At 36.4% G+C, this 14,931-nt stretch carries 14 protein-coding genes and 1 tRNA gene; 5 read left to right on the top strand and 10 right to left on the bottom strand.

All coding sequences use genetic code 11. From position 1 onward, the window contains the following. Positions 1–149: 149 nt before the first annotated feature. The 7 genes from DBR39_RS19855 to DBR39_RS19825 all read right to left on the bottom strand — a co-directional run bounded on the left by DBR39_RS19855 (position 150) and on the right by DBR39_RS19825 (position 7,613). Positions 150–1,307, bottom strand: a complete 1,158-nt coding sequence (locus DBR39_RS19855; protein WP_124535986.1) for a pyridoxal phosphate-dependent aminotransferase — start codon at positions 1,305–1,307, stop codon at positions 150–152. 2 nt (positions 1,308–1,309) lie between these two features. Next, positions 1,310–2,386: an FAD-dependent monooxygenase gene (locus tag DBR39_RS19850; protein WP_124535981.1), complete on the bottom strand. Its 1,077-nt coding sequence runs from the start codon at positions 2,384–2,386 to the stop codon at positions 1,310–1,312. Positions 2,387–2,714: 328 nt separating this feature from the next. Beyond that, on the bottom strand, positions 2,715–4,091 hold the full coding sequence (locus tag DBR39_RS19845; protein WP_124535979.1) for a tryptophanase: 1,377 nt from the start codon (positions 4,089–4,091) through the stop codon (positions 2,715–2,717). 93 nt (positions 4,092–4,184) lie between these two features. Continuing rightward, positions 4,185–4,802: a DUF502 domain-containing protein gene (locus DBR39_RS19840; protein ID WP_103231339.1), complete on the bottom strand. Its 618-nt coding sequence runs from the start codon at positions 4,800–4,802 to the stop codon at positions 4,185–4,187. 31 nt (positions 4,803–4,833) lie between these two features. Further along, positions 4,834–5,412: a tRNA-(ms[2]io[6]A)-hydroxylase gene (locus tag DBR39_RS19835; protein ID WP_124535977.1), complete on the bottom strand. Its 579-nt coding sequence runs from the start codon at positions 5,410–5,412 to the stop codon at positions 4,834–4,836. A gap of 75 nt (positions 5,413–5,487) precedes the next feature. Then, positions 5,488–6,576 (bottom strand): acyltransferase family protein, encoded by a 1,089-nt coding sequence (locus tag DBR39_RS19830; RefSeq protein ID WP_124535975.1) that lies wholly within the window; start codon positions 6,574–6,576, stop codon positions 5,488–5,490. 149 nt (positions 6,577–6,725) lie between these two features. Next, positions 6,726–7,613 carry a metalloprotease gene (locus DBR39_RS19825; protein ID WP_124535973.1) on the bottom strand — a complete coding sequence of 296 codons (888 nt, stop codon included), beginning with the start codon at positions 7,611–7,613 and terminating at the stop codon, positions 6,726–6,728. 184 nt (positions 7,614–7,797) lie between these two features. Between DBR39_RS19825 and rplU the strand changes: the two genes are divergently transcribed. The 4 genes from rplU to DBR39_RS24380 all read left to right on the top strand — a co-directional run bounded on the left by rplU (position 7,798) and on the right by DBR39_RS24380 (position 9,362). Beyond that, complete coding sequence (rplU, locus tag DBR39_RS19820; protein ID WP_103231343.1) at positions 7,798–8,373, top strand: 50S ribosomal protein L21; 576 nt, start codon at positions 7,798–7,800, stop codon at positions 8,371–8,373. 12 nt (positions 8,374–8,385) lie between these two features. Continuing rightward, on the top strand, positions 8,386–8,643 hold the full coding sequence (rpmA, locus tag DBR39_RS19815) for a 50S ribosomal protein L27 (protein ID WP_027372929.1): 258 nt from the start codon (positions 8,386–8,388) through the stop codon (positions 8,641–8,643). 201 nt (positions 8,644–8,844) lie between these two features. Continuing rightward, positions 8,845–9,012 carry a hypothetical protein gene (locus DBR39_RS24385; protein WP_185147233.1) on the top strand — a complete coding sequence of 56 codons (168 nt, stop codon included), beginning with the start codon at positions 8,845–8,847 and terminating at the stop codon, positions 9,010–9,012. 176 nt (positions 9,013–9,188) lie between these two features. Then, positions 9,189–9,362, top strand: a complete 174-nt coding sequence (locus tag DBR39_RS24380) for a bacteriocin-like protein (protein ID WP_185147232.1) — start codon at positions 9,189–9,191, stop codon at positions 9,360–9,362. Between the two features lie 87 nt (positions 9,363–9,449). Here the strand turns inward: DBR39_RS24380 and DBR39_RS19810 are convergent, their stop codons facing one another. The 3 genes from DBR39_RS19810 to DBR39_RS19800 form a co-directional block, all read right to left on the bottom strand. Beyond that, complete coding sequence (locus DBR39_RS19810; protein WP_228447879.1) at positions 9,450–11,981, bottom strand: DUF5686 family protein; 2,532 nt, start codon at positions 11,979–11,981, stop codon at positions 9,450–9,452. A gap of 279 nt (positions 11,982–12,260) precedes the next feature. After that, positions 12,261–12,334, bottom strand: a tRNA-Asn gene (locus DBR39_RS19805). 158 nt (positions 12,335–12,492) lie between these two features. Further along, positions 12,493–13,335 (bottom strand): AraC family transcriptional regulator, encoded by an 843-nt coding sequence (locus tag DBR39_RS19800; RefSeq protein ID WP_124535971.1) that lies wholly within the window; start codon positions 13,333–13,335, stop codon positions 12,493–12,495. A gap of 185 nt (positions 13,336–13,520) precedes the next feature. Here DBR39_RS19800 and DBR39_RS19795 point away from each other — a divergent pair, with 185 nt between their 5' ends. After that, positions 13,521–14,927 (top strand): L-dopachrome tautomerase-related protein, encoded by a 1,407-nt coding sequence (locus tag DBR39_RS19795; RefSeq protein ID WP_124535969.1) that lies wholly within the window; start codon positions 13,521–13,523, stop codon positions 14,925–14,927. Positions 14,928–14,931: the final 4 nt, after the last annotated feature.

The following is a 14,931-nucleotide window of genomic DNA, read 5'->3' as shown; positions in this document are numbered from 1 at the left end:
CGTAGTGATTCCATCAAAATTATTAATATTTATTTTTAAATCAGCATTAAAATAAAATAATCGGTATGAATATATTAATTTAGTGTTGATTTATTGGGTGTTTAGAAAAATAATAACAGAATATTGAAATTCAATGAAAAATTTTAATGTTAAAAACTGGTAATGATTCTATTAATTCCTTCTTCTAAAATTTCCTGTGATGTAGAAAAGCAAATTCTGATATGACCTTCTGCTCCCTTTCCAAACCATCTTTCTGATCCGGGGACAATGGCAACTTTTCCTTGTGTTAAAACATGTTGGGCGAACTCATCGCTGGACATTCCATTTTCAATCTTTGGAAATAGTACAAAAGTAGCTTCGGGTAGATTAGGGGTTACAATTTCTGAACGGCTCAATAATCTAAAAGCAAGATCTCTGTTGTTCTGTAAATGATTTAAAAATTCTTTATACCAGTGTTTTGCTTTCTCCAATGCCACACTTCCGGCAATCTGTGATAAGGTGGAGACTCCCTCTATCGTAGAGTTGAAATTGGACTTTTCTGTAAAATCTTCAAGAATATCCTGATCGTTACACAATACTGCTCCGATTCTCAGTCCGGCGATCCCAAACGATTTTGAAAAACCATAAACGGTAAAGCTCTTTTTCTTTGCCTTTTCAGAAACGGAAGAGTAGGTGTGGAAATCTTTGTTGTCATAGATAATATCACTCCAGATCTCATCGCTCATTACCCACAGATCATGCGCTGAAGCGATCTCAGCAATTTTTATTAATACTTCTTTAGAATAAACCCTTCCCAAAGGGTTGTGCGGATTGCATATGCTGATAAGCTTGGTCTTTGAACTGATTAAAGAAACCATTTTTTCAAAATCAATTTCTCCGGTAGTGATGTCAACAGGGCAGAGTACTACTTTTCCACCGGCTGTTTCTACCGATCTTTTGAAAAGGAAATCTACAGGATCCAGAATAATGGCTTCATCACCCGGATTCAGAACATAGGATGCGATGAGGTACATTCCCTGGGCGGCGCTGTTGACCGCTAGTATGTTTTCAGGAGAAAAGGTGCCCTGTTTTTCTTTGTTAAAGTGATCTGCAACGCTTTTCTTGAACTCAGGAAGTCCGGAGAACGGTCCGTAGCTCAGATAGCCGTCTTTAAGATATTCTATAATTCCCTGTTCTATTTCTGGGGCAGTTCTGAAGTCGGGATCAGCTGCCGTCAGGGGGATGATTCCTTCTTCCAGGGTTGCCCATCTTCCGTTGTAGGCTTTTCTTTTTAGTGCTTCAAAGTTGATATCGTTATTGGTAAACATTTTTATTTGTATGATATGGGTAAAATATTTTCTGTTTGCTGGTCAAGCGGAAGTAAAAACTGATTCAGTAATGTCCTTCCATTGTTGATGTGGACTTCAATTTCCGGTTTCCTTTCTGCTTCATATTTAATGAAGGCCTCTGTTGTAGTATTCTTTTCAACTAAATATTTAGTTAGTGTAAATGAGTCTTTCAGTGCTGAAGTAACTCCCTGACTTGTAAATGGAATCAGTGGATGTGCTGCATCACCGATGAATACAATATTGTCTTTATAAAATGGATTCAGTTTTTCCAGTTCATAAACGCGCCATAAATGTACGTTTTTGTAGTCTGATTTTTTTATGATTGACGGGACTAAAGGATGCCATTTTTCAAAAACTTCAAGCATATATTTCTTTAGATTGCCGGCAGAACACTCATTGATACGGTATTTCTCGTTGTCAAACTGTGAATACCAAAGAATTGTATCTTCGGAAAGTTTGAGGATTCCGAAAGTCAGTCCGCCTTCTTCATGATGGAATTTCATAAAATCATTTTCAAGGGATTCTGCAATCTCTTTATTTTCAATGATATTTACCACTTCACTTTCCCTTACGATTCTTATTTTTTCGTCTTTAAAAAGTTCCTTTCTGATGTGGCTTCTGGAACCGTCAGAAATAATAATGATGTCACCATCAATATCAGTTCCGTCAGAAAGTTTCATTTTTCTACCCTGCTTATCATCGGAAATAATGGTTTCTTCGTAAGTTATTTTTTCAGAGGAAATGTTTTGGGATAGCAGATCAATTAATTGATGTCTGGAAATAGCAAAAACACTGTCCAGCTCCTTTTCTGCAAGTATTTTTCCTGTATGGGAATATTGTATGTATTTTTTCAGGAAATTTCCATGCTTATGAAGGAGGTCGGGGTCAATAATCTGATAAAGATAGTTCATCCCCTCCTGCGGAATGAGAAAGCCATGGCCTGCCAAATCTTCTTTTTTTCTTCTTTCGTAAATATGATAATCTATCTTATATTTTTCTAAGTAATTCGCCATGCTTAAGCCGGAAATACCAGCGCCCACGACAGCAATTTTGTTCATTTCGGAATAACGGATTTTCAGGTTGGTTTTTTAAGTATTTTTAAATCTATTTCATTAGATCAGTACAAAATTAAAATTAAAAACATTTACTATTGATAAAAATGAAATTATTTGATTTTGATTTTGAGAAAAATAGAATGAAAAGCATGGTATATACTTGTCCATAAATATATATGGTTGATTTATATATGCTTATAAAATATATGTATTGTTATAGATGAATAATTTTTATTAAGTAAAATAGTTTGTAAGGAAATAAAAATTTGTTTCTGTAATATGCTTTTACATGTAATGCATAAAAAAACCGGAAAAAATTCCGGTTTTATCATTAAGCTTTTTCAAGCTGAACTGTAAAGTGTCTTAAGATTTCCGGTTCCCAGACGATTTTATATCCTTTTGCTATTTCTTCGCGTCTTTCATAAACGTTCTTTATAGCCGCAGCAATATAATCCATGTGGTTATTCGTATAGGTTCTTCTAGGAATTGCCAGACGTACCAATTCTAATTTCGGATAACGGTTTTCTCTTGTTGCAGGATCTCTGTCAGCCAGCAACGTTCCGATTTCTACGGTTCTGATCCCTGCTTCTTTATAAATTTCAAGACCTAATGTCTGTGCCGGATATTCTTCACGGGAAACATTTGGAAGGAAGTTTAAAGAATCGATGAATACAGCGTGTCCTCCAATTGGTTTCTGAACAGGAATTCCATATTCAATCAGTTTATTTCCAAGATATTCAACCTGAGAGATTCTGCTTTCAAGGTAAGCAAATTCAGTTGCTTCATCCAGACCTACTGCCAATGCCGCCATGTCTCTTCCGGCCATTCCTCCATAGGTAATGAATCCTTCGTAGATGATGGTGAAGTTGGATGCTTTTCTGAAAACATCTTCATTATTCAACGCAATGAATCCACCGATATTGACAAGACCGTCTTTTTTCGAGCTCATGGTCATTCCGTCTCCGTAAGAGAAAATTTCTTTGCAGATTTCCTTGATGCTTCTGTTTTCCTGCCCCGCTTCTCTTTTTTTGATGAAGTAAGCGTTCTCAGCAAATCTCGCCGAATCGAAGAATACAGGAATTCCATACTGATCTGAAAGAGCTTTTACAGCTTTCATATTTTCTAAAGAAACAGGCTGACCTCCTGAAGAATTACAAGTGATCGTAATTAAACAGAAAGGAATGTTTTCCTTAGGGTGGCTTTTGTAAACTTCTTCCAGTTTTTCAAGGTTGATGTTTCCTTTGAACGGGTGAAGATCATTAATGTCAAAAGCTTCGTCTATCGTACAGTCGATGGCATGTGCCTTTCTGATCTCGATATGTCCTTTTGTAGTGTCAAAATGCGAGTTCCCGGGAACTACGTCACCTTCTTTTACCAATACTGAGAAAAGAACGTTTTCAGCGGCTCTTCCCTGGTGAGTTGGTAGTAAATATTTGAATCCGGTGATGCTTTCTACTGTTTTTTGTAATTGTTCAAAAGAACGTGATCCTGCATAACTTTCATCTCCGGTCATTAGAGCGCCCCATTGTCTATCGGACATTGCTCCGGTTCCGGAATCGGTAAGAAGGTCAATATAAACGTGTGAAGATTTTAAGTTGAAAAGGTTATAATTAGCTTCCTTAAGCCATAGCTCTCTTTCTTCTCTGGTAGATTGGTAGATTTCCTCCACCATTTTAATGCGGAAAGGCTCCGCGTACGGTAATTTCATGAGTTAAAATATGTTTTAAATTGTTTTTAAAGAAAATGTGTTTGAAAATAATTTTCAAAATTCATCAATGTATATATAAGACGGAAAAAAGAATTATTCCGGTGCCTTAAATATATTTTCATCAGAATGGAAGCCGGCTACACCGCCACTCACTGCAAACTTCATTGCAGAAGCTGCTGTCATTCCCACTACAGGTTTGATGTTTTTTTCTTCAGTAACAATTACCCAGCCCGAGATGGCGTACGAGTGGGGAAGATATACCGCAACGTAATTATGCTTGTCAACGTCCGACATTTCTTTTTGAGTTAAAAAACCAATTCTCCAGATTTCCGGATTTTCATTGGTTTTTACCCATACAGGATCGTTGAATTTTTTTTTGTCGCCTACGAATGAAGACATGACATCTTTCGTAGGAGTGTAAATGTGTTTTACTCCCGGAGTTTTCTCCAGTAAGCTGTCCATCGTATCGAAAAAGAACCTTCCGACTACGAATTTATTTCCTAAAAATCCTAAAATTGCTGTAAACAGTATGATTGATACGAAAACAAGCCCCGGCACCTGCTTGGCAAGAGAGGGAATAAGATTGTCAATAGCACTTACCACATACCAGATGACAAAAATGGTAAGCCCGATAGGACCAATGATCACTAATCCCTGAAAAAAGTTTTTCAGAAAAAAATTGGCGATATTTTCAAAGCTTGGCTTCTTCAACGTTTACTCTTTATTCTTTACTGTTTATATTTTAACCGTGAATGGTTTCTTTATTCCCGTAGGATTTGATAATGCTTGCTTCATATTCCAGCCATTCTTCCCAACGTTGGTTTACCTTTTCGATATCGCCCAACTGTCTTGCGAAACCAATGAAAGTCGTATAGTGATTAGCTTCTGAGATCATTAATTCTTTATAAAAAGTTTTAAGCTCTTCATCCTTAATGTTTTCAGTAAGAACTTTGAACCTCTCACAACTTCTTGCTTCAATCATCGCTGCGAAAAGCAGTTTGTCAACAATCAGATCCTCTCTGCTTCCCTGAACAACAAACTTAGCCAGTTCATTGACGTAATCATCTTTTCTTGCTTTTCCGAAAACAAAACCCCTCTTTTTGATAATTTCGTGAACCTGGCTGAAATGGTCAAGCTCTTCCTGCGCAATGGCAATAAGTTCTGTGACGATTTCCGGATGTTCGGGGAGCATATTGATTAAACTGATGGCATTTGTTGTGGCTTTCTGTTCGCACCACGCATGATCTGTTAAAATTTCTCCTATGTTTCCTTCTGCAATATTTGCCCACCTTGGATCAGTGGGAAGTTTCAACTTAAACATGTTTTGAATTTTTTGTAAAATTAAAATAAATTGCGGTAATAAAGATTATTTTATTTCAAATTGACTGCTAATCTGTTAAGAAGCCGTCTTTTTTCTTAAAAACCCTAAGATTTGCCATCCCAGATCGTCTACTTTTTTTAATCCAGCAGCGAGAATGAAAGCAAGAATGATATTAAGAACATAAATGAAGACCATCAGAATCCACCAAGGCATATTCTCTTTCAAAGGAACTACCAGGAAATAAACCAGTGATGAGCTGATCCCTTGTGCAAAGTAGAAGAAAATAGCATTCTTTCCGATATGGGTGATAAGGCTTTCTTTTGTGATTTTTAAACGGTTATAGAGAACAAATAATGTTACCAGAGAGAACAATGCCCAGATGATATAAGGAATCTTGGGTGGAAATTTATTTTTATTGATCTTATAAAAAATCTCCCCTCCATAATACCAGAACATCCATACAAGAGCAGCTCCAACAAGTGCATATAGTACAGGAATTGCTTTGGTTGGTATTTTTTTTCCACGCATTTTGTTCCCGATTAAAAAGACCGCAAGATAAAAGGCAACATATCCCACCTGTCCTGTCGGATAATATTCTGGGAAAATGTTGAATAATAGGGTTAATGCGATGCTAAGTCCAATGAACCAATTGATGTGCTTCGGGAAAAACCTAAGTATAAGTACTCCGAAAACAGTAAGGATAAAATATACTTTCAGATACCAGAAGCTTCCCATGACCACCGGAAATGTATCTGCATTGGTATACTGATGAAGATACCAATTGCCCAGATTTTCCCATTGAGGATAGGTTGAAATACTAGTCGTGGAATATTTGGAACCAAATGTTGAATAAAAACTCTGTAGCCATTCCATAGAAAAGAAACTAAGCCCGAAAACTTTAAAAAAGTAATCTAAAAAGAATAGGAAAGTCACAAAAATCATATAAGTGATCTGCAGCTTTAGAAGACGGTACAGTGTTTTTTCAATATTGGCTCCTGAGGTAATACCACTGAGTGCATAAAATAGAGCCACATCAAAAACAAGAGAGAAAACTCTTACTTCTGCGGGAATATAAAACTGCCCAGACCAGAAAGCTGTATGGATAAAGATGATGGAGAGTGTTGCCAGTCCTTTGGCGAAATCAATATAGAGATCTCTGTTCATTTTAGATTGATTGGAAGTTCTTTTGTTATTTTTTCAAAAATACAAACAAATTGATTTTATAAAACATAAAAAGGTTTTTAAAAACAAAAAAGGGGCGGAACATACTGTCCGCCTCCTTTCTTAAATATGCTAAAAATGAATGTTCTCGTTTATTTAAGATGTTTAAATTCTTCTGCAGAAATTTCTCCTGACTGAATTTTTCTCAGTTCATCGATATATTGACTCATGTATGCGTCAATTTCAGGATTTACTGTGTTTTTAGCCATCTTATAGGTACCATTTAATACTCCTTGATAGTAATAGAAGAAGTTATAATCAAAATTTGAAGCATTAAGATCATACTGTCCTAAAAGAAATCCTAAACGGACTGCTGATCTTCTCTGTGCAGGGGTTCCGTGGTGGCCAGGACTGTTTGTCTGATAGTCTCCAATACTTTGTGCAAATTCGTAAGCAGCGGCAATTTCAGAGAAATTGGTTTTGTTGTAACCATTGGGTCTTCTCAAATAGTACCCTGCGAAACCGTCAGCTTCAAGTTCATTAGGTCTTGCTGTATTTTCACTTACAGAAGGAAGCCCAAAGATATATTGCAGCTGATGTCCATACTCATGAGCAAGGATCATCGCATTGACAATATCACCTCCTTTTGCTTTTGCATCATAATAGATGGCATACCCATAATAGATCTTCCCTGTAGAATAGGAAATCGCATTATACGTTGAATTGAAATTGGATGGATCGTTCACAAATCTCAACGTAGGATTGCTTCTTCCCCATAAGCTTGCAATTTTAGTCATCTGTGAGTTCATAAAATTGGTATCTGTGGAGTTTTGAAGTCCTGTCACTAAAACTGAATTGGAGCTCCAGTTGTTGTCTACATAGTAACAGATTTTTTCAAGATCTCCCGGTTGGTCAATTTTTGCACTAAGTGCTTCTGGCTGAGGTTGAACATTGTTGTCCATTTGGTCATCACTACATGCTGTTAATGATGTAACAGCGATGGCGCCTGCTAAAAAGCAGAGATTAAAGTTTCTTTTCATATATAAATTCAATTTGGTAAAACGAATGTATGAAATTATCTCTTAAGTGTGAGTACTTTATTGTAAAAAATTATTCAAAGCATAGTGAATAGGATTTATATTAAAAAAACATTGCTTTGATTGTAAGCTAATTAGAAATTTATATGTATATTTGCACCTCGAAATAACTAAAAATTTATAAACAATGTTTGCAATTGTAGAAATAGCAGGGCTTCAATACAAAGTTGAGCAAGACCAGAAGTTGTTTGTAAACCGTTTAAAAGGAGATAAAGGAGGAAAAGTTTCTTTCGATAAAGTTCTTCTTACTGTAAACGGAGCAATCACTGTAGGCGCCCCAGCTGTAAACGGAATCACTGTAGAAGCAGAGATCCTTGACCACGTAAAAGCTGATAAAGTAATCATCTTCAAAAAGAAAAGAAGAAAAGGTTACAAAGTGAAAAACGGTCACAGACAATCTTTAACTCAAATCGTAATCACTGGTATTACAGGTTTTGAAGCAGGAGCTAAGAAAGCTGCTAAAAAAGAAACTGTGAAAGGTGAAGTTCTTTCAGACAACGCAACTGTTAACTTTAGTGAAGATCACGAGCTGAACTATCACTTAAAGAAAAACAACTTGTCTCAGTCTAAAGAGAACAGAGAAACTTTAATTACTTTAGGTAAAGCAGTTAAAGTTGAATTAGAAAAGAATATTCTTACTCATGAAGAAGTAGATGCTGCTATCATTAAGAATATCGATCAATTTAAAGCACTTAATAAATAATCCAGTAATAAAATGGCACACAAGAAAGGAGTCGGTAGTTCCAAGAACGGTAGAGAGTCTCACTCTAAAAGATTAGGTGTGAAGATTTTCGGAGGACAAGCAGCTATTGCCGGAAATATTATTGTTAGACAAAGAGGTACTCAGCACCACCCAGGTGATAACGTGGGAATCGGTAAAGATCACACTTTGTTTGCATTAGTAGATGGTAAAGTAGTTTTCAGAAAGAAAGCAAACAACAGATCTTTCGTATCTGTAGAACCAAACGCATAATTAATTAAGCGTTTTATAAAAATTAAAGCCTCAGTATTTATTTACTGAGGCTTTTTTTTGTTTATTCAATTTCACCAAAACATTTTCATAGATATTCATTTCTTTGTGAAATATTTTTATATTTGTTAACTGTCCAATTATGAATCAGTTGCGAAGGCCGAAAAGCATAAAGAGTAGGCGCCAAATTAAAACAAAATATCTATGAAAAATCTAAGAAAATTGACCAAGAAGAATTTGAAAAGTATGACAGGTGGAGTAGCGGCAACCTGCCCATCTATGTTTCAATCCTGTGATGAATGGTGCAGATGGTCTCCATGGCAGAAATCGCACTGTATGCTTTCTCAGTCCTGTACAGAATGTTTTGAATAAGCTTTTTGAAATATAAGTCAAAGCTGAATATTTAACAATGTTCGGCTTTTTTAGTTAAAAATTCTTAATAATATCCTGTAATAGTGAAATATTTATATATTTGTTTGTGATCATAAAAAATCATTACGGTAGCCGAAAAGTAGAGAGAGTAGGCAACAAATTAAAACTAATTTATCATGAAAAATTTAAAAAAATTAACGAAGAAGAATCTGAAAGAAATCAATGGAGGAGCGACTTTAGGATTATGTCCATCAAAACCAATCAGATCATGTGATATCTGGTGTGGTATGACACCGGAACAAAAGATGCGTTGCCTTCTTGATGTAGAAGAGCCTTGTGAGTGCTTTTAATCATCATCTCTGATTTTTTATAAAGCTGAAAATAAAAGATCGGCGGCTTCAAAGAAGCCGCCGATCTTGTTTTATATTATTTACTGTTTAGAATCCTACCTGGAATCCTGCTTTAACACCGAATTTTGAAATATCCGGTCTGTCGAGATAGTTTCCTCTCCAGTTGAAATCAACTCTGAAAATTCTTAAGTTTCCGATTCCTATATTTTCAATCCCGAAACCATACTCGTAATAAATATGCTCGCTTGGTGCAGAGTATTTAAAGCCTTCTACATTGATTGCTTTGGAAGCATCACTTAATGTTCCGTAAGCTGCTCTGATAAAAGCAACTTCTCTTAGCTTCAGTTTTTTAATCAAAGGAATATAAGAAAGTATTTTGCCATTAAAATGATGTTCCAGATGAAGGGTAGTATAAGCATCAGCAACAAATTCATAGTAGTTTAGCTGGGAAAATGTATTCGGTGCAAGCCCATATGAAAGATTGGCCGGAATGATATTCTGCAGTGCCAAAGGAACGGTATTGAAGTTTTTACCCGCTTCAAAATTAACAACCAATTTTCCCATGCTTCCAATCAAAAATGGTTTATAAAGCATGAATTGCAACTTGTCATAATTGAAATCCGCATTGAAAAGTCCTTCTATACCTCTGGTATATCTTAAAACAATTGTAGGGGCCAGGTTTCTCGCCTGATATCGGTCAATACCGGTTTGTGAAAATTTTGCTCCGGGTTTTGCGATTAAACTGATTGTTACGTGAGAATCATTTGTTGTTTGTCGCAGCTGCCCATCCTTAAAATACATAAGGTTGAACTTTTCGGGAATAGCCGATTTCACGCTCTGCATCACTCCGTCTACTCTTATCTGGAAATTCTTCCATGGTTCAATGGCAGCGAAAACATTGGTCTGGTTTACAGAACTTAAAGAAATATTTTCTCCTCTCGCAAAGAAAGTACTGGAAGATAAAGAACGGGAAGCAACGCCATCGCCGGCAGTAAGCTGTCCGCCAAGCTGAACAATATCTCTGCTGGTTCCTGCCCCAATCATGAAGCGGTTGAGCCTATTGAACATATATCTTGCTTCCACTCCGTATTTGAACTGTTGATCTTTGAAACCGTACGCAGTATAAAACTGAACTCTCCACGGATCATTCAATCCAAAATAAGATCTCGCTCCTAGTCTTATCCTATCTCCTTCTACTTCATATCTTCCATAAATTGAAAAAATAGGACCGATATCTATCCCTTTAAAGGCATTATAATAACGGGAACCTAGGGTTTCAAACAGTTTTACCATCCGATTGAATTTCGGGGTCTGCTGAAGCTGATCTAGCATGTTGTAAACACCCTGTTCTGCTTTAGATAAAGTATCAGGTCTGGCTTTGGTCCAATAGGCGTCGTCTTTATTTGTAAACTTGTCTTCATATTCTTCCTCTGTGCGTTTGAAGACTTTTGGATCAAGAGGTTTGTTGAATTCATAATCGGAGTAATCTACCGATCTTTTGGCTATAATACTTTTGGACCCTTTCTTTTTTGAAAAAGGGCTCATTTCAAATTCTGTAACCAACTTTTTAGGAAGAAATGTTGATTCATCCGGATTATCATATTCCACCTGCGTATACACACTGTTGATGAAGTTCACGCCAATTTTCTGGGTTGATTTTAAAGTCGCTCCCAATACAGCATAGGTATCAGTGTCAATATATAGATTTCCCTGGAATGCAAGAACATCTTTTCTTTTAGGTTGATATCGTATTTGAAAAGCCTTCTCCCCGCGGATGGTAATAGTATCCGTCAGGTTGTAATCATATGTTCCAAATCCGTCACTTCCTACAGGGCTCTGGAATCCGATATCAAAATAATTCAGCGTATTATCGTAGATATTAATGTCACGATATAGGTTTTTAGCGGAAACGGTAATTACCTGATTGTCCTGAAATCCTGAAGTTTTTTGGGCTACCAGTGTTCTTTTACTGTTCTTGTCAGGTCTGTTTTTACCAAAATTTTCATACACGGCTTCATTCAGGAAAATAGGAAGACCAAGCCTTCCACTCGCGGTAGAATCTGCATAATTGAAAATGAAATCCAGTTTATTGAAAATCTTTTTCTTCATGAATGCACTGTCCAGATTGTTAAGGTCAAACTGGGTTTTTTCGTATTCTTTGTACGAATAGGTATCAAACTTTTCTAACCCGTTATTTCTTTTTTGTGCCCATACTTTCTGCATGATGGCGTAAGCAGGGTTTTCTTTTTTGTTCTTGTATTTGGTTTTTCCACCTTGTAATACCACTTCCTGGATGTCACTTACTTTAGCCTGGGAAAGCTGTACGAAAACATTTTCAGCATTTTCTGGAGTGATATCAAGCGTTTCTGCAGTATAATTTTTTCTGGAAAATTTTAACTTATGGATGATGCTGTCTGATTGTACAGTGAAGCTTCCTGATGTTGTCGTCAGGGAAGGCGTTTTATTATCGTTGATAAAAATATCAACTTTAGTAAGCTCTTTGTTGTTTTTTTCGTCAACCACCTTACCGCTGGCTTTGTTTTGGGCGGATACCGAACTGGCGAGGATTAGGAAAAAAAATAAAAGATAGTGTTTTTGGGAGTTATTGTTTAACATCATTCGTTTCTTCAGGCAATTAGCATAAACAAAAAGCATGCAGTTTATTTAAAAAATAAGGTAAAAAGATAAAATATTTTTATTCTACTATACAAAACGACAAATGTAGCAAAAATTATATATGTGTTTGGTAAAATTAATGCGGAAATTTTAAGGCTTATAAGGATAAGAATCAGTGAATTAATGACAATTAAAACATCCTGCTATTTATGAGTTATCCGGATGTTCTTTTTAAGGAGTTTATTCATAAAAAAAGACCTACATTTCTGTAAGTCTTTTTTGCTCCTCCTCTTGGGCTCGAACCAAGGACCCTCTGATTAACAGTCAGATGCTCTAACCAACTGAGCTAAGGAGGAATGTTCTTTGTTTTAAGTGGTGCAAATATAATAGGAATATCCGTACCAAGCAAGTTTTTATTCTCGAATATTCAGTGAAAAAAGCTATCTTTTTATTTTTCAATAAATTAAATTTTAAATATTTTTTTGTGACAGGCAGGAGCACATCAATTTGTCATTCATTCCTTAAGAAATTCCAGCCTATAGGCCTTGGGGCTTTTTCCATGCTGATTCTTAAAAAATTTATTAAGATGACTCTCATCCGTGAATCCCAGCTCATCGGCAATTTCTGAAATTCGGTTGCTGCTGTGTTTTAAACGGTGCTCTATTAAAGTCATTTTATAATTATTCAGATAAGACTGCAGTGTTTCACCACTATGTTTCTTAAAATATTTTCCTAAGTAATTTTCAGAAAAACCGAACATTTTACAAATATTTTCAGTTCGTATTTTTTCAGGTTCATAAATATGAGCCTGGATGTAATTGAGAATATTAATAATTCTTGATTCAGAGGTTTCGTCTATTTTCTGAGGGAGATACTTCGCAATATTACGGGCAACGATAACAATAAGTGTATTAATGAGTTGTGCGGTCAGATCGCTGTGATATACATCCTTATTTACAGCTTCTCTTATAAGAGCTTCTACGATAGGGCGGACAAGCGTTTTGTCTGTCTGATTTTTTAGAATGCATCCAGGTTTATGATTGGCATTTTCCAGAATAAACTCCAGCCGTTTGATATTCTCTTTTGAAATCTTATCATTTTTTAAATAAATATTGCTGAATCTCAGGAAGAAAAAGTGCGTTTTTGTATCAATCCAGAACTGGCTGCAATCCTGTGGGGTCAGAAGAAACATATGATTGCCCGAATATGAAAAGCTGTGCTTATTAATACAGTGCTGTCCTGTTCCCGATAAAATAAAGACAAGCTCAAAAAAATTCTTCCTGCTTTCCTTATCCGGAAATGTTTCTAATGTTTCAAAATGAATGCTGTAAGGTTCATATAATACATCTCTGTTCATGAGTGTTATTTTATCTGCTTGGCAAAATTATACAAAAATAAAGAAGTTTTGTACCGGTAATTTGCTAATTATCAGTATAATTTTGCCCTATCTAATATTGATTTTTTCTACTGAAATAAAAAAACGGTTCCATACAGGACTAAATTTCAGTATTAAAAATTAAAATATAATAATTCCACATACAAATGAAAACCAATACATTATTTTTTATGTCTTCAATGGCATCTCTGTTTTTCTTCAATGCAGCTTCGGCTCAGCAGAAAGTACTTCAAACCGATTTTAATAAAGGAACCTGGGAGCAGGTTGGGAAGGGATTGCAGCGTAAATGGGTGTCCGGCTCGGAAAGTACGTTTGCTTTCTGGAAAATGGATAAGGGTGCACATGTATCTCCCCATAATCATCCGAATGAGCAGGTGACTTATATTAATAAAGGAAGTGTAAAAGTACTCATGAATGATAAGGAATATATCGTAAAAGCTGGTGGCGTGCTGGTAATCCCGGCTGGTGTTACCCATGAGTTTTTCTGTCTTGAAGAAGGAACTGAAGATCTGGATTTCTTTACTCCCGTGCGTAAAGACTGGATAGATGGGTCGGCTTCTTATCTTTCAGAGCAGGGGAAAAGCCTTGAAATAGTTGCGCAGTTCAATGACGTACGACCGGGAAATGTAGCTGTAAGCCATACTGGTAGGGTGTTTGCGACAATGCATCCTTTATCCGGTCCCCAACAGCAGTTGGTTGAAATTGTCAATGGTAAAGCAAAACCTTTTCCTTCGGCTGATTTGCAGAAAAATGGCCAGCCGGCTGACAACAACAAATTTGATACTCCGCTTGGGGTTACTGTAGATAAGGAAAATCGTCTTTGGATGATTGATATGGGCTTAGAGCTCGGAAAGACGCGTCTGTGGTGTTTTGATCTGAAAAACAATAAAATAGCAGAAAAAATAGAGCTGCCCAACGATATTGCTCCTAAAGGCAGTTTTGTACAGGATGTTGCCATCGATGAAAAGAATGGATGGGCTTACCTTGCAGATATAGCCAATCCGGGGATTATCGCTTTAAATCTAAAAACGAAAAAAGCCAGAAGATTTAGTGGCCATCCAGCTTTGCAGACGGAAGAGGTAGATATGATCATTGATGGGAAAGTTATTGATTTTGGAGGTAAGCCATCCCGCGTAGGAATTAATCCTATTACGCTGTCAGATGACAGGGAAACGCTGTTCTTTGGTTCTATGAACGGAACATCATGGTACGAAGTTCCTGCCAGACTTTTTAGGGAAAATAAAGATGATAATGTGATAGGAAATGCTATTAAGAGATTTGGAGAAAAACCTGTGAGTGATGGTGTTGCCACAGACAAACAAGGGAATCATTATATAACAAATCTTGGAGGTCATGGGATCAGTAAGCTGGATAAGAATGGAAAGCTGACGGAATTTATTAAAGATCCAAAATTACAATGGCCTGATAATATTGCCGTTTCCGATGATGGTTACCTGTATATTTCGGTCAACCAGCTTCATACGACAACCGCGTTTTCAGGACAGCCGGATGCCGGAAAGCCTCCTTATTTTATCTATAAGGTTAAATTATAAGTCT

Origin of the sequence: Chryseobacterium sp. KBW03 (genome assembly GCF_003852415.1) — a bacterium.
Lineage (GTDB): Bacteria > Bacteroidota > Bacteroidia > Flavobacteriales > Weeksellaceae > Chryseobacterium > Chryseobacterium viscerum.
This window is presented reverse-complemented; position numbering and strand designations above follow the sequence as displayed.

Bases quoted from the DNA above. Each gene is read 5' to 3' on its own strand.
- DBR39_RS19855 (WP_124535986.1), bottom strand. From the start codon at position 1,307: ATGTTTACCAATAACGATATCAACTTTGAAGCACTAAAAAGAAAAGCC.
- DBR39_RS19850 (WP_124535981.1), bottom strand. From the start codon at position 2,386: ATGAACAAAATTGCTGTCGTGGGCGCTGGTATTTCCGGCTTAAGCATG.
- DBR39_RS19845 (WP_124535979.1), bottom strand. From the start codon at position 4,091: ATGAAATTACCGTACGCGGAGCCTTTCCGCATTAAAATGGTGGAGGAA.
- DBR39_RS19835 (WP_124535977.1), bottom strand. From the start codon at position 5,412: ATGTTTAAGTTGAAACTTCCCACTGATCCAAGGTGGGCAAATATTGCA.
- DBR39_RS19830 (WP_124535975.1), bottom strand. From the start codon at position 6,576: ATGAACAGAGATCTCTATATTGATTTCGCCAAAGGACTGGCAACACTC.
- DBR39_RS19825 (WP_124535973.1), bottom strand. From the start codon at position 7,613: ATGAAAAGAAACTTTAATCTCTGCTTTTTAGCAGGCGCCATCGCTGTT.
- rplU (WP_103231343.1), top strand. From the start codon at position 7,798: ATGTTTGCAATTGTAGAAATAGCAGGGCTTCAATACAAAGTTGAGCAA.
- rpmA (WP_027372929.1), top strand. From the start codon at position 8,386: ATGGCACACAAGAAAGGAGTCGGTAGTTCCAAGAACGGTAGAGAGTCT.
- DBR39_RS24385 (WP_185147233.1), top strand. From the start codon at position 8,845: ATGAAAAATCTAAGAAAATTGACCAAGAAGAATTTGAAAAGTATGACA.
- DBR39_RS24380 (WP_185147232.1), top strand. From the start codon at position 9,189: ATGAAAAATTTAAAAAAATTAACGAAGAAGAATCTGAAAGAAATCAAT.
- DBR39_RS19810 (WP_228447879.1), bottom strand. From the start codon at position 11,981: ATGATGTTAAACAATAACTCCCAAAAACACTATCTTTTATTTTTTTTC.
- DBR39_RS19800 (WP_124535971.1), bottom strand. From the start codon at position 13,335: ATGAACAGAGATGTATTATATGAACCTTACAGCATTCATTTTGAAACA.
- DBR39_RS19795 (WP_124535969.1), top strand. From the start codon at position 13,521: ATGAAAACCAATACATTATTTTTTATGTCTTCAATGGCATCTCTGTTT.